Source organism: Croceicoccus estronivorus (genome assembly GCF_001625325.1).
GTDB classification, from domain to species: Bacteria; Pseudomonadota; Alphaproteobacteria; order Sphingomonadales; family Sphingomonadaceae; genus Caenibius; species Caenibius estronivorus.
Genome location: NZ_JRQQ01000013.1, coordinates 20331 through 32977, shown reverse-complemented (window position 1 = coordinate 32977; position 12647 = coordinate 20331). Strand labels below are relative to the sequence as shown.

Annotated in this window: 13 protein-coding genes and 1 pseudogene; 3 read left to right on the top strand and 11 right to left on the bottom strand. The window is 60.3% G+C overall.

What is annotated here, in order from left to right; translation table 11 throughout:
- Positions 1 to 33: 33 nt before the first annotated feature.
- Together MB02_RS16180 and MB02_RS16175 are read right to left on the bottom strand one after the other, a co-directional pair.
- Positions 34 to 1416, bottom strand: coding sequence for a porin (locus MB02_RS16180; RefSeq protein ID WP_067540324.1), 1383 nt, complete (start codon positions 1414 to 1416; stop codon positions 34 to 36).
- A gap of 303 nt (positions 1417 to 1719) precedes the next feature.
- The gene (locus tag MB02_RS16175; RefSeq protein ID WP_067540232.1) at positions 1720 to 2565 is read right to left on the bottom strand and encodes a winged helix-turn-helix transcriptional regulator; all 846 of its coding nucleotides are present in this window, start codon (positions 2563 to 2565) and stop codon (positions 1720 to 1722) included.
- Between the two features lie 232 nt (positions 2566 to 2797).
- Between MB02_RS16175 and MB02_RS16170 the strand changes: the two genes are divergently transcribed.
- Entirely contained in the window at positions 2798 to 4054 is a 1257-nt protein-coding gene (locus MB02_RS16170) for a porin (RefSeq protein WP_067540228.1), read from the top strand.
- Positions 4055 to 4214: 160 nt separating this feature from the next.
- Here MB02_RS16170 and MB02_RS16165 read toward each other — a convergent pair whose 3' ends face one another.
- The 4 genes from MB02_RS16165 to MB02_RS16150 all read right to left on the bottom strand — a co-directional run bounded on the left by MB02_RS16165 (position 4215) and on the right by MB02_RS16150 (position 7183).
- The gene (locus MB02_RS16165) at positions 4215 to 4571 is read right to left on the bottom strand and encodes a DUF2794 domain-containing protein (protein ID WP_067540224.1); all 357 of its coding nucleotides are present in this window, start codon (positions 4569 to 4571) and stop codon (positions 4215 to 4217) included.
- Positions 4571 to 5266, bottom strand: a complete 696-nt coding sequence (gene epsC, locus MB02_RS16160; protein ID WP_067540221.1) for a serine O-acetyltransferase EpsC — start codon at positions 5264 to 5266, stop codon at positions 4571 to 4573. The genes MB02_RS16165 and epsC overlap by 1 nt, the downstream gene beginning before the upstream one ends.
- A gap of 72 nt (positions 5267 to 5338) precedes the next feature.
- On the bottom strand, positions 5339 to 5950 hold the full coding sequence (locus MB02_RS16155; protein ID WP_067540218.1) for a P-loop NTPase family protein: 612 nt from the start codon (positions 5948 to 5950) through the stop codon (positions 5339 to 5341).
- Between the two features lie 33 nt (positions 5951 to 5983).
- The gene (locus tag MB02_RS16150; RefSeq protein ID WP_235829554.1) at positions 5984 to 7183 is read right to left on the bottom strand and encodes a heavy-metal-associated domain-containing protein; all 1200 of its coding nucleotides are present in this window, start codon (positions 7181 to 7183) and stop codon (positions 5984 to 5986) included.
- 138 nt (positions 7184 to 7321) lie between these two features.
- Between MB02_RS16150 and purM the strand changes: the two genes are divergently transcribed.
- Together purM and purN are read left to right on the top strand one after the other, a co-directional pair.
- On the top strand, positions 7322 to 8416 hold the full coding sequence (gene purM, locus MB02_RS16145; RefSeq protein ID WP_067540212.1) for a phosphoribosylformylglycinamidine cyclo-ligase: 1095 nt from the start codon (positions 7322 to 7324) through the stop codon (positions 8414 to 8416).
- Positions 8409 to 8987, top strand: a pseudogene (purN, locus tag MB02_RS16140) (phosphoribosylglycinamide formyltransferase); the annotation flags it as partial. The gene purM and the pseudogene purN, both read left to right, overlap by 8 nt.
- Positions 8988 to 8995: 8 nt before the next feature.
- Here purN and MB02_RS16135 read toward each other — a convergent pair.
- The 5 genes from MB02_RS16135 to MB02_RS16115 all read right to left on the bottom strand — a co-directional run bounded on the left by MB02_RS16135 (position 8996) and on the right by MB02_RS16115 (position 12585).
- Complete coding sequence (locus MB02_RS16135) at positions 8996 to 9244, bottom strand: hypothetical protein (protein WP_082826264.1); 249 nt, start codon at positions 9242 to 9244, stop codon at positions 8996 to 8998.
- A gap of 64 nt (positions 9245 to 9308) precedes the next feature.
- Positions 9309 to 10007, bottom strand: coding sequence for an MliC family protein (locus tag MB02_RS16130; RefSeq protein WP_170304771.1), 699 nt, complete (start codon positions 10005 to 10007; stop codon positions 9309 to 9311).
- Positions 10008 to 10122: 115 nt separating this feature from the next.
- Positions 10123 to 10545 carry a nucleoside-diphosphate kinase gene (gene ndk, locus MB02_RS16125; RefSeq protein ID WP_067540318.1) on the bottom strand — a complete coding sequence of 141 codons (423 nt, stop codon included), beginning with the start codon at positions 10543 to 10545 and terminating at the stop codon, positions 10123 to 10125.
- Between the two features lie 111 nt (positions 10546 to 10656).
- On the bottom strand, positions 10657 to 11109 hold the full coding sequence (locus tag MB02_RS16120) for a DNA polymerase III subunit chi (RefSeq protein WP_067540203.1): 453 nt from the start codon (positions 11107 to 11109) through the stop codon (positions 10657 to 10659).
- Positions 11110 to 11121: 12 nt separating this feature from the next.
- Positions 11122 to 12585 (bottom strand): leucyl aminopeptidase, encoded by a 1464-nt coding sequence (locus tag MB02_RS16115; protein ID WP_067540200.1) that lies wholly within the window; start codon positions 12583 to 12585, stop codon positions 11122 to 11124.
- Positions 12586 to 12647 lie beyond the last annotated feature (62 nt).

Sequence of the window (12647 nt, the reverse complement as noted above, 5' to 3'; positions counted from 1 at the left end):
GGCCATGCCCAGTTTACTTCCAACCGCAGGATGTCAGAAGTCGAACTGTGCCCGCACGCCGAATACATCGACGCCATATTTCGTGTCAGCTCCGGCCGTGATCGCAGCGTCGGTATATTCCATCCGACCATAGTTCGCCATCAGGCGGGTATAAGCGGTCGGCGTCCAGATTACGGAAACGGCATAACCGTCCTGTTTCCCGCCAACGATGCCCGCGTCGTTCAGGTCCAGATAGTCATAGCGCAAGTTGACCTGCACCGCGCCGGCGCCGCCCTTGTCGAAACCGTTCTTCGGCTTCACTCGGTCAAACGTCCCGTTCTTGTAACCGCGGTGATCGCCCTTGGTCAGGAAGTAGCCGATTTCGGCATAGCCGCCGAAGAAGGTCGGATCGGCGAAGCCGGGGCTCGATACCTTCTGCCAATATGCTTCACTTGCAAAGTGGAGAGGACCCGCGATCGCTGCGGCTTCAAGACCGTAGCTGGTCTCGCTCTTCGCCGGGATATTACCCGTGTTGATGAAACGTGTCCCGGTGAAGTGGACAAAAGGCCGCTGACGATAGCGAACGGTGCTCGCTGCGTCCTGCAGATCGCGATAGTGGAGCGAACCACCGAGGTGAAGCTGCGTGTTGCCCATCTTCGGCATGAAGACAACGCGCAGGTCGCCCCCATAGCTGTTGTTGGTGGTGTTGCTGATATCCGCGATGTTGTCGCTGAAAAGCCCGGTCTGAACCAGTACCGCGCCCTTGTGATATTCGGCAGAGACACCCACGCGACGCTCGAAATTGAACGCATCGGTGAACGCTGCACGTTCCATGAAGCTGATGTGGCGGCTGGAGGTCAGTTCTTCCAGCGACTGGAAGTTGTTGTGCTGACCGATCGTCAGCTTGACGTCGCCCGCTTTGTAGTTGACCAACGCATCAGTGATGTCGACACCGTTTTCGGCAAAGTCGACTTCGAACTTGTACCCGATGCCGCCGGGCATTCCACCTTCGACGCCGAGACGCGCACGGCGCACTTCAGTGCCCCAGCCAAGGTCCTGCCCCGTTCCGCTCGGCGCGTTGATCGAACCGCTATCAACCTGCACGCGCCCGCGCACCTTGAACTTCCAACCGTTGTCGCCTTCGAACTGCGGCGCGCCCTTCCAGCTGACCTTGACGGCATCTTTCGACGCGTCCTTGGCCTCGGTCGCGGCGACCTTTGCCGCTTCTGCGTTAGCATTGGCACTGGCAAGATCGCCTTCCAGCGAATTGATCTTGTTCGCCATCGCCTGCATCTGCGCCCGCATCTGCGCCATTTCCTGCCGCAGGGCCTCTGCTTCAGCGGATGATTGCGCATGGGCGGGCATCGCCCACCCCAGCGAAACGGCAAGCGCAACGGGCGCCAGCGTCAGCGAGCAAACGCGTTTTTTGTTGGTCATGAAATTGGCTTCCCTCATTCGAGTCTTGTTGATCTGACGAGGGGGCCACTAGGCTCGCTGAGTGACATTATTGTGACAAATGTCACGAACAGCGCGTTCCCAATGTCACAGTGTCATGTGGAATGCGCGCGACTCGTTGAGCTGTCCAAAGCAAAGCCGCAGCTTACATTGGCAATCTGCGCTACCTGCAGATCGCACTACGAAGTGTGATGAAAGTCAGTTGAAGAAACGCAGTCCAGCGTCCAGCGAACTGCTGGAAACTCTCAAAACGGGAAGCATCGTACGCCAGATGCAGGCGCCGAGTCATCCTTCCCCAGGCGCAGTTTCCTGTTCGATCTTGTCGAGCACATAGCCAAAGGAACGCACGGTTCGGAGTATGTCCGGCACCCCATGGGCCTTGAGCGCGCGACGCAGGCGCCCAACCCACACATCGACAGTACGCTCGTCCGTTTCCGCCCCTTCTTTCCCGATCCGGGCGATGAGACTGGTCCGGGAAAGGACCTTTCCGGTATTCTCTACGAAATGGGCCAGAAGACGGAATTCATTCGGCCGAAGCGCAATCGGCATACCTCGCCAATAGGCCTGACAGGCCGCCAGATCGAGAGTGAGTTCACCATGCGCCATGACCTGCCGGACATGCTCCTGCGATGCCGCAATCCCGGCATAATCTGCAAAAAACCGGCGCTGATCGCCCGCATCGATCACCTCAGACCTGCCAATTTGCGAACCGCTATCCTTGCCTGAGGCAGCATCCGTTATCACGACGCCATTATCGCCTTCCCTGACAATGGACTGGCCGCGATATTGCTGAAGGCGTGCGACAAGTGCCTGTGGCGTCAGAGGGCCGACAAGATAATCATCCGCCCCTGCTCGTAAGGCGCGGCGGCGGGCATCCCGGTCGTCGTCTTCCAGAACCATCGTGATATGGCCTTGCGACGGCGGTACGACCGCACGCAACCGGCGGCACATTTCAAGGCCCGAACAATCAGGCAGCAACCAGTCGACAAAGCACCAGATTCGACCGTTTGAACGCCGTTCAAACGGCTCCGTAAGTTTTGCAAGCACATGGAACCCCGGCAGCAATTGCGCCAGGGTCGCCAGCAAATCCGGTTCCAGGGACGTCAGAAGAACGGTTTCGATCTCTATCACGCAAAGCGCCGTTAAGAACTTTCCTCGCGGGAGGATATACGGGTTTCATGACGTTTCAATTACAATAATGCGACATTTTTTGCTGGCCCACGTCATGATCGTGTCAGCTTCCTGTCCGGAATTCTTCCTTAGCATGTAACGCGCGGTCCGTAGCGGCAGTCCCGTCATGAGGGGCCTGACGGCACATCACCGAGCCCCTCCTGCCGATCGAAAACCATGAGGGACTAGTACGATGTACCGCCACCTTTCGAAGACAACCGTTTCCTTCGCCGCGCTGGCGATTGCCCTGACTGCCCCGCAGGCAGCCATGGCCGCCACTGGCGACGAAGCCGCGACGCAGGAGCAGCTGCAAGCCGCCCTCCAGCAGTTGCAGCAACTTCAGGCCCAGATCAGCGCGCTGCAAACGCAAGTGAACCAGCAGGCCGCCAACTCGCAGGCCACTGCCGCCAAGGCTGACAAGGCCCTCGCCGCCTCCGAAAAGCCAAGCGCTCTGCCCAAGGGACTTGAGTGGGCCGAGAACACCAAGATCAGCGGCCGGATGTACTATAACATCAGCACCGTCGACGCCGATGCGCCTGGCGGCGGCAATGTCGAGAAGGACGGCGGCTTCCAGATCAAGCGCTTCTATATTGGCGTCGATCACAAGTTCGATGACACGTTCTCCGGCAATGTAACGATGGATATCGAAAACATCTCCGGCGTGGGGCGCGCTTTCTACGTCAAGAAGGCTTTCCTTGAAGCCAAGATCGACAAGGCGTTGAAGGTTCGCGTCGGCTCCACCGACATGCCCTGGATTCCCTATGTTGAAGGCATCTACGGTTACCGCCACGTCGAAAAGACACTTACCGACCTCGACAAGTTCGGCACTTCGGCCGACTGGGGTGTCCACGCCATGGGCGAATTCGCCGACGGCATGGTCAACTATCAGATCTCCGCTGTCGATGGCGGCGGCTATCGCGATCCCAAATTCACCAAGACGATCGACATCGAAGGTCGCCTTGGCTTCAAGTATCAGGGCTTCAACGCCGCTGTCGGCGGTTATGTCGGCAAACTGGGCAAGGATGTCGAAGGCGCGACGGACGATTACCGGACTGCGAAACGCTTCAACGCCATGCTCGCCTACAAGGACAAGGTCGGCGGTATGCCTCTGACCATCGGCGGCGAATATTTCCATGCCAAGAACTGGGGCGTCAAGACCACCGATCCCAAGGATAGTGCTGAAGGCTATTCGATCTTCGCGTCGGTCTCTCCGGCCAAGAAATGGAGCCTGTTCGGACGCTATGACTGGGTGAAGCCCAACAAGGACACCGCCCCCTTGAAGAAAGAACAGTTCTACCAAGCGGGTATTCAGTACAGCCCGGCCAAGATCGTCGACTTCGCTCTCGTGTACAAGCACGACAATGGCGATGGCGGCATCAAGATCGGCAACCTGGGTTCGGGCCAGGAAACGCGCGACGAGTTCGGTCTTTACGGCCAGTTCCGCTTCTGACGAAGGCTGGCGGCCCAACCTGCGGGCCGCCATATTCCCCACTGGGCCGTCACGCCGCATTCTTCAGGATGCAGGTGTGGCGGCCCTCTCTTTTCGTGTACGCAATAAAGCTGGGTCAGGCAGAGAGTGGTCCCCCGGCGATGCACGCCAATGACGCGCTCTAGTCGTCAACGATCTTGAGCAGGCGCCGTTCAACCGGAGCCAGAACCCCTGCAAGTTCATGCCCACGTTTCAGGACCTGTCCCGCTTCTCCGAACAGTGTCCACATCCCCTGTTTGGTATGCAAGGCAGGGCGTTTTTCGATCCGTACTTCCGGTCGCTCCGACGAGCGACGAAAAGCCGCGAAAACGGCCACGTCCCGATCGAAGTCCATGGCATAATCACGCCATTGGCCAGCGGCGACCATTCGACCGTAGAGATCAAGGATACGGGTCAGCTCAAGCCGGGCAAAACCGACCTGCAACGGCTGCCGGCCAGGAAAGGCTACAACGGATGCCGCCCCCCGATTGGGCCCCATCAACCGCCGGCCTCGCTACGCCTTGTTTCCTCGGCCAGCCGATCTTCACGCAAGGCATCAAGTTCCGCCTTCAGCTGGACGAGTTGTTCTTCCAATTCATCGATGCGGTTGCCGCCCGGCTCGCAAGGTTCCTTGCAAGGCGTGCCGTATGGCACGAATTCGCGCAACCACTCTTCCACAGGGACAAGCGTGGAACGCGCCTTGAACCCGACCATGGTCGCCCCTTCGGGCACATCGTCGGTCACCACGGCATTGGCGCCGATCCGCGCCCGTTCGCTAATGACGATCGGCCCCAGAATTTGCGCGCCTGATCCAACAATCACATCATTACGCAAAGTCGGGTGACGTTTGCCTGCGATGCCATTGGCCGGATTGGTACCACCCAACGTAACACAGGGATAAATAGTGACGTTATCGCCAATCTCGGCCGTTTCACCAATCGTGACAAAACCGTGATCGATAAACAGGTGCCGTCCGATCGTTGCCCCGGGATGGATATCGATAGCAGTTAGAGAACGCGCGAAGTGGTTTACCACGCGGGCAAGGAAAAACAGGCCGCCGCCATAGAGCCAATGCGAAACCCGGTGCAGCCCCAACGCCAGCACCCCTGGATAAAGCAGGACTTCCCAGCGTGAACGGGGCGCAGGATCGCGCGCACGGATCGAATCCAGATATTCTGCAAGGCTCTTGAACATCAGGCCAATGATTCTCGCACCAAAATATTACCAAAGCAAGCTAGACAGTTAGCAACTGCCGTAGCGTTACCGTCAAAGGAGCCGCCGTTGAGCAGCGCCCTGCACCGCCTCCAGCGCATCGCGCCAGATCGCCTGCGTAGCGGGTTGCTTTCGCTCCAGACTGATCCGGTCGATGGCTGCAACCAGACGTTCGATCCCGGCAAAGCTCCGTTCCACACGCGGCGTCAGATAGGTAAGCGCACCTTCCCCCAGTACAAGACCACGCTGTTCCGCATGGGCACCGATCAGCGCCGTCACCATGTCGTCATCAGGAGTTCCCATGACGAGGTGCAATGCCGCACCGATCCGGGAACGCAGATCAGGAAGGTGGATTTGCCATCCCCTTTCCCCTGCCACCAGCAGCAGTGGCACGCCATTCTCCTGCGCGCGATTCCAGCGATGGAACAGTTCCGTCTCGTCAAGCCGGTCTGCCTCGTCGATCGCATCGCCGTTACCTTGCCCCGCAAACCAGCGCGCAAGCAGTGACTTTCCGGATCGCGGTGGCCCGGTGAGTACCGCCGTGCGAAACGGCCAGTCCTGCGGCGCGGAAAGCGCTTCGACGATGCCTCTGTTTGCAGAACCTACCACGATGCGGGCCGCGCCTTCCCCCGGTCCTGCCCGCAATGGTAATGCAATCTGGCTCATGGCTCGCTCATGTTTCGCGGCACACCCGCCAGCTTAGCGCCTGATGCTCAGTGCATTCTGGCCTTCGACGACCTGCCATCCGCGTGAGCGCAAGGCCGATGCCAATTCCGCCAGACTGCCGCCATAGCTGACCCGCATTACCGAAACCCCGCCGATCGCAATGCTGGTCGTCGCCGCACCCTGAACCCCGGAAGTCCCCCGCAGCGAACCCAATGCGGCGTCGACCGAAGCCGCATCCGGCGATGCGAACTGCACCGTGTAGCTCGCAACCGCGCGGGGGCTGGGCTGGGTTCCATCTGTCACCACAGTGACCGGCACACCAGCCTCGGCCGCAGCGGCATCGGCAGCCTGGGCTCTGCGCCCCGCCTCCAGCAGAGCGGCCAGCACCGGGTCCACCTCTATCCGTTGCGCTTTCAACGTCGGATCGGGACGCAGCAAGCCTGTCTGCAAGGCCCGCGTGTATATTGCATCAAACTGCCCGAGCGCCTTGTCGAACATGGCCGGAATGCCAGCATCGCCATCTGCCTTCAGGGTGAAACTGTCGAGATAGCGGTTATCCGGCCCGTATCGCGCCGTGAAATGCCCTGTAACCGGGCCGCCCGGCCACTGGCGTTCAACCCGCGCGATCGCGATCAGCACGTCGGCGGCGGAAAACTGGTCCAGAATGTTGCTCCACCACAGGCGGCTCCGCCGGGTGGTCTGACCATAGGTCAGCAGCAGCGAATCGCCCCCCGCACCGGAGGGACGGACATAATCGATCGCGCTGGCCCCTGTCTGGTATTCCGCCCACGCCTTTTGCCAGGGGTTTCGCACTTCGTAGACCGTCTGTGTTCCGCCGGTGTACAACACCGGAATCAACAACATCGGCGCGGAGTGATTGGCTGGTCCGCCAGTCCCGAGATATTGCCCGGCGCGCGTGCGATCGAACACCACGCCCAAAGTCGCGATATAGCGGTGCGGTCCGATCTGTTCCTTTTCGACCACGACCGAGGAAACCATCGATTCGATCTGCGAATCGCTCATGGTGGGTCCGCCGAGCTTCTTCCAGCCGAGCACCATTGCCTGTTTCCAGCCTTCTTCGCGGGCTTTCTCTGCCGTCTTGTCGCGAATGTCGACTTTGATTCCGCCTACGGAGATGTCCCCCGTGCTGACGACCGGCGCAATGCCTCGATCCCCTTCCACTTGCGCCAGGAGGGCTTCACGCGCTGCGAAAGCCAGCGGAATCGCAAGCATTGCCAAGGCAATCCAGAGGAGCGGGCGACGGCCGTGCGCGGCGAAAAGGGGGAAGGGTGAATAGGCCATGGGGAAAACTGGAGGCCTTTTGCCCAAACAAGCTTGGATTTCCAAGCTGGAAAGCGTTAGGCGCGCCTGATGAGCGACGACAGTTCCTATAGTTACGAGAAAGCCGGTGTCTCGATTGCTGCGGGCAATGCGCTGGTAAAGGCCATCGGACCACTGGTAAAGGCCACGGCGCGCCCTGGCGCAGACGCGGAATTGGGCGGTTTCGGCGGCTTTTTCGATCCCAGGGCAGCGGGCTATTCTGATCCGCTGCTGGTCGCCGCCAACGATGGCGTCGGCACAAAGGTAAAATTGGCGATCGATCATGACCGGCACGACAGGATCGGAATCGATCTGGTCGCCATGTGCGTCAACGACCTGATCGTCCAGGGGGCGGAACCGCTTTTCTTCCTCGACTATTTCGCCACCGGCAAACTCGATAACGGCGTAGCGGAACGAGTCATTGCCAGCATCGCCGAAGGCTGCCGCATCTCGGGATGTGCGCTGATCGGGGGCGAAACCGCCGAAATGCCGGGCATGTACGCCGCGGGCGACTACGATCTCGCCGGGTTCTGCGTCGGCGCGGTCGAACGTGGAGAGCAGTTGACGGGCGAAACGGTTGCGCCGGGCCACGTCCTGCTCGGTCTTGCCAGTTCCGGCGTCCATTCCAACGGGTATTCGCTGGTCCGCCGGCTGGCCGCCGACAAGGGCTGGAAACTGGATCGGCCCGCGCTGTTCGATCAGGATGTTTTGCTTATCGACGCCTTGATCGAACCGACCCGGATTTACGTGAAAAGCCTCTTGCCCATTATCCGTCAGGGCAGGATCGACGCACTGGCCCACATCACGGGCGGCGGCTTGCTGGAAAATATCCCCCGCGTCCTTCCCGAAGGCACCCATGCGGTAATCGACGCCGGTAGCTGGGAACAGCCCCGGCTGATGGCCTTCCTCCAGGCGCAGGGCAATATCGAACCCGGCGAGATGGCACGCACTTTCAACTGCGGTATCGGAATGGTTCTGGCAGTTCAGCCGGAGGCCGTCGTACAAGTAACTGCCGATTTGACCGAAGCTGGCGAGAGCGTTCACCGCATCGGTGAAGTCACCGCCGGTTCACGCGGCTGCACCGTGCGCGGTGCGGCCGGCACCTGGAGCGCGAAAAGCGATTGGGAAGCCTGCCACAATGCCTGACACGGCAGGACGCAAGGCGAAGGTCGCGGTCTTGATTTCGGGCAGCGGGACCAACATGGCCGCCCTGCTCTATGCCAGCCGACAGCCCGGTTCCCCATATGAGATCGTGCTGGTCGCCAGCAACGACCCGACTGCAGGCGGTCTGAAGCTGGCCGAGGCCGAGGGTGTCACGACTTTCGCGCTGTCACACAAGGGAATGGCGCGCGCGGCACATGATGCCGCCATGGACGAGGCGATCAGGTCCAGCGGCGCGGAATATGTCGCACTTGCTGGCTATATGCGCATCCTGACCCCGGAGTTCGTGGCGGGTTGGAGCGGCCGGATGCTCAACATTCACCCTTCCCTGCTGCCCAAGTATCGCGGCCTGCACACGCATGAGCGTGCGCTGGAGGCCGGCGACAGCCATGGCGGATGCACCGTTCACCTTGTCACTGCCGATCTTGATGATGGCCCGATTCTTGGCCAGTCGAAAGTCGCCATCCTCCCGGACGATACGGCAGATAGCCTCGCGGGGCGTGTCCTGATTGCCGAACACCAGCTCTATTCACGCTGTCTGGCCGCGCTCGTCACGGATCAGGGCTAGATTTCGGATTCCTGTACCAGTGGCCGGCTTTCGCGCGTTCCGCGATAGCGCGCGTCAGGCGTGGTGGGATCGCCCGGCGATATCACCACGAATTCCTCGTGCACTTCCGCCAATGTCCCAACGAAGGGGAATCCTTCGAGACTGCCCGTCACGCGATAACTGATCGTGTCGCCAACCTTGAAGGTTGCCGGATCGAAGTTGAATTCGAAAGGGCAGGCTTCGCCTTCATTGCCCATGCCTAACATTCATCGTCTCCTTCAGGCGTGAGGATAAGGCGATTGCCGAATGAGGGCAACAAAGGCGACGCGTCTAGCCGACATCCTCGATCTTGCATGTCCGTTCGGGTTCACCCGGCAGAGCCAGTGTCGCCTCATCACCCTTGGTGAACAGGCTCGCGATCTTGCCATCAGTCATGGTCTGATATCTGGCACCGGAAGCGCTGGGCACGTGCGCCATGGCCATGCCATTGCCCTTCCATTGCAGATAGGCCGCTCCCGGCTCGGTCTGGATGAAAGTGACGCCGATACCGTAATCCAGCCCCTTGCACGTCATTGCAAATGGGCCGGTCGAGGCACCCTTGGCATCATCCGCGCGCGCATCGGCATAGCCCTGACGCAGGTCATGGATGCGCATGGCATAGGCCTCCATCACGCAATGATCTTTCTCATCTGCTTTCCAGCAGTCGTCACGGCCCTTGATCCAGCCCCGCTGGGTAGCCTTGAGCTCAGCCAGCTTGTCCGCGCTCATATGCTCGCTCGCTTCGGCAAGAGCATAGAGCCGGGTCATTTCATTATCCATGCGGGCAAGGTCCGGCATCTTGCAGACAAGTTGCTGCACTTCACCGTCGGCCTTCGCACAATCGAAGCTGGGTTTTACAGTTTCCTGGGCGGTCGCTGCGACCTCATCGCCACTTTGGCCCACGTCATCCGCTTGCCCGGAGTTGCCACCATCTTGGCTACAGGCGGCAAGCGCCAGCACGGCGGCGCCCAAAAAGATCTTGCGCATCATGCATCCTCCTTGCCTCCAAGCAACCGGATTCGGCATGAATTGAGCATGTATGAAAAGCAGAAAGGCCATCCCTTTCAGGACGGCCTTCCGCAATTTTCAGCTATGATGCCTGCTATCAGCCGACGATTTCTTCCGGCTTGAAGAAGAATGCGATTTCGATCGCGGCATTCTCTTCGCTGTCCGAACCATGGACGGAATTCGCTTCGATCGATTCCGCAAAAGTCTTGCGAATCGTGCCTTCCGCGGCATCCGCGGGGTTGGTAGCACCCATGACATCGCGGTTACGCTTCACAGCGTCTTCACCTTCGAGAACCTGCACCACGACCGGGCCGCTGGTCATGAAGCTGACCAGTTCACCGAAAAAGGGGCGTTCCTTGTGAACGGCGTAAAAGCCTTCCGCTTGTTCCTTGGTCATCTGGATACGCTTTGAAGCGACGACACGCAGGCCCGCTTCTTCCAGCATCTTGGTGACCGCGCCGGTCAGGTTGCGACGCGTGGCGTCGGGCTTGATGATCGAAAAAGTGCGGGTAACCGCCATTGTGCGTTCCTTGCGAAATGTGATGTCGATTGATTTCGCGCGGGCCACTAGCGCTCCCCGCCTCTGCGGGCAAGAGGTCGCGTAATGCGCCGGACAACTAGAGCAGCGGCATCATCCCGCCTTGTTCCATCTGCCGTCTTCCTGCCGCCAGAAATGACGCTCCAGTTCGGGATGCGCTCCCAACTCCCGCCAGCAGGCACGCGCGCCTTCAATCCGCGCATCATCGAACATCAGCATGACGCGATCGAAAGCACCGCCGTTTTCCGGAAGAACCTCAGCCCTCCACAAGCCGTCGGCCAGCATTACCATACGCGCGCCGTTCAGCGCCTCGCACAGATGCGAAAGCAGGATCGGCTGGCGTGCCTCGTGCCCTTCCCCGGCCAAGCCATTGGCGAGAAACTCGCTGGGCCTATCGGCCCACAGCGCATCCGAAACGGTACGCAACTGGGCTTCGTCATCGGATACTATCAGCAACCGCTCTCCCGCTGCCTTCACCTTGGAGGCGAGCAACGGAATCGTCCGCTCTACGGGATCGCGGCTCAGCTGATAGAAATCGACACGCATCGTTAGCGCGCCTTACCCCTCGTAGTTGTCGCGCACCAGCCGGTCGAGCAAACGCACGCCAAAGCCCGAAGCGCCTTTCTCCCACGTCGCGCCCGGCTTGTCGGTCCAGACGGTACCGGCGATGTCGAGATGCGCCCATGGCGTGTCTTTCTCGATATAACGCTGAAGGAACTGCGCCGCGGTTATCGATCCCCCGTAACGCGGGCCAACGTTCTTCATGTCCGCAATCGGGCTTTCGATCATCTTGTCGTAAGCCGGGCCAAGCGGGAACCGCCAAAGGGAATCGCCGGTCGCCTTGCCTGCGGCGTCGAGCTTCGCCGCGAGATCATCGTTGTTGGTGAACATGCCGGCATGTTCGTGGCCCAGCGAGATGAGGATCGCACCGGTGAGAGTGGCAAGGTCCACAATCGCGGCAGGGGAGAAATTCTTCTGCGTCCAGGTCAACGTGTCGCACAGGACAAGCCGCCCCTCGGCATCCGTATTGATAACCTCGACCGTCTTGCCCGACATCGTGGTAACGACATCGCCCGGTCGTTGCGCTTTACCGTCAGGCATGTTTTCCACCAGCCCGCACACGCCCACGACATTCGCGTTTGCCCGCCTCAGGACCAGAGCAAGCATTGCGCCGGCAACCGCGCCCGCGCCGCCCATGTCCCACTTCATGTCTTCCATGCCGGCAGCCGGCTTGATCGAAATGCCACCGGTATCGAAGGTTACGCCCTTGCCGACGAACGCAACCGGCTTCTCGCCCGGCTTGCCACCATTCCACCGGATCGCGAGGATACGTGGGGGGCGGGCTGAACCCTGAGCCACGCCCAGCAAGGCCCCCATGCCCAATTCGCGCATTTCCGCCTCGTCGAGAACCGTCAGTTCCGCTCCCGTTCCCTCGAACCTGCTACGGCAGGTTTCGACGAAGCTTTCCGGGTAAATGATATTGGCAGGCTCGGTCACCAGCTGCTTGGTGAACTCAACGCCTTCCGCAATGCAGGATTCGACTTCCCATGCCGCTTCCGTGCCCGCAGGTGCGCCGACAACAGTCGTCTGCACCAGCGTGACTTTCTGATCCGGACGCAATGTCGTGCGGTAGGCATCGTGGCGCCAACCACGCAGGCGCAGCCCCAACAGCACCGCTACCGCCTGCTCAGGGGTGGAGACGCTGCCGGGAAGCTCCAGCAGCAGGTCCTTTTCGCCCGAAGTCCGGTATTTTGCCGCCAGTGCGGCACCGGCCCGTTCCAGCGCGCTCAACCGACCGGAATCGCCGGGTTCGCCTGCACCCGCGAGCACCAGACGCACCACCTGCCCGTTGCGTTCGACGAAAGTTTCAAACACCTGACCCGCCTTGCCTTCGAAGCGGGCAGCGGCCGCACCTTCGCGAACCAATTGTTCGATTCCATCAGGCAACGTGCCCTTGTCGACAATCTGCGCCTGCAGGCGGATAGGAGAGGTGACGGGCTGGTCTTGGAACAGAAATTTCATGGGCTCTCCGACAAATGGCTTGAGGCGATACGAACAGTGCGAGCGTTCGATCCGCAATACTG

Coding starts and splice junctions, on each gene's coding strand:
- MB02_RS16180 (WP_067540324.1), bottom strand. CDS start 1,416: ATGACCAACAAAAAACGCGTTTGCTCGCTGACGCTGGCGCCCGTTGCG.
- MB02_RS16155 (WP_067540218.1), bottom strand. CDS start 5,950: ATGAGCCAGATTGCATTACCATTGCGGGCAGGACCGGGGGAAGGCGCG.
- purM (WP_067540212.1), top strand. CDS start 7,322: ATGAGCGACGACAGTTCCTATAGTTACGAGAAAGCCGGTGTCTCGATT.
- MB02_RS16115 (WP_067540200.1), bottom strand. CDS start 12,585: ATGAAATTTCTGTTCCAAGACCAGCCCGTCACCTCTCCTATCCGCCTG.
- MB02_RS16130 (WP_170304771.1), bottom strand. CDS start 10,007: ATGATGCGCAAGATCTTTTTGGGCGCCGCCGTGCTGGCGCTTGCCGCC.
- MB02_RS16170 (WP_067540228.1), top strand. CDS start 2,798: ATGTACCGCCACCTTTCGAAGACAACCGTTTCCTTCGCCGCGCTGGCG.
- MB02_RS16165 (WP_067540224.1), bottom strand. CDS start 4,571: ATGGGGCCCAATCGGGGGGCGGCATCCGTTGTAGCCTTTCCTGGCCGG.
- MB02_RS16150 (WP_235829554.1), bottom strand. CDS start 7,183: ATGCTTGCGATTCCGCTGGCTTTCGCAGCGCGTGAAGCCCTCCTGGCG.
- ndk (WP_067540318.1), bottom strand. CDS start 10,545: ATGGCGGTTACCCGCACTTTTTCGATCATCAAGCCCGACGCCACGCGT.
- epsC (WP_067540221.1), bottom strand. CDS start 5,266: ATGTTCAAGAGCCTTGCAGAATATCTGGATTCGATCCGTGCGCGCGAT.
- MB02_RS16120 (WP_067540203.1), bottom strand. CDS start 11,109: ATGCGTGTCGATTTCTATCAGCTGAGCCGCGATCCCGTAGAGCGGACG.
- MB02_RS16135 (WP_082826264.1), bottom strand. CDS start 9,244: ATGTTAGGCATGGGCAATGAAGGCGAAGCCTGCCCTTTCGAATTCAAC.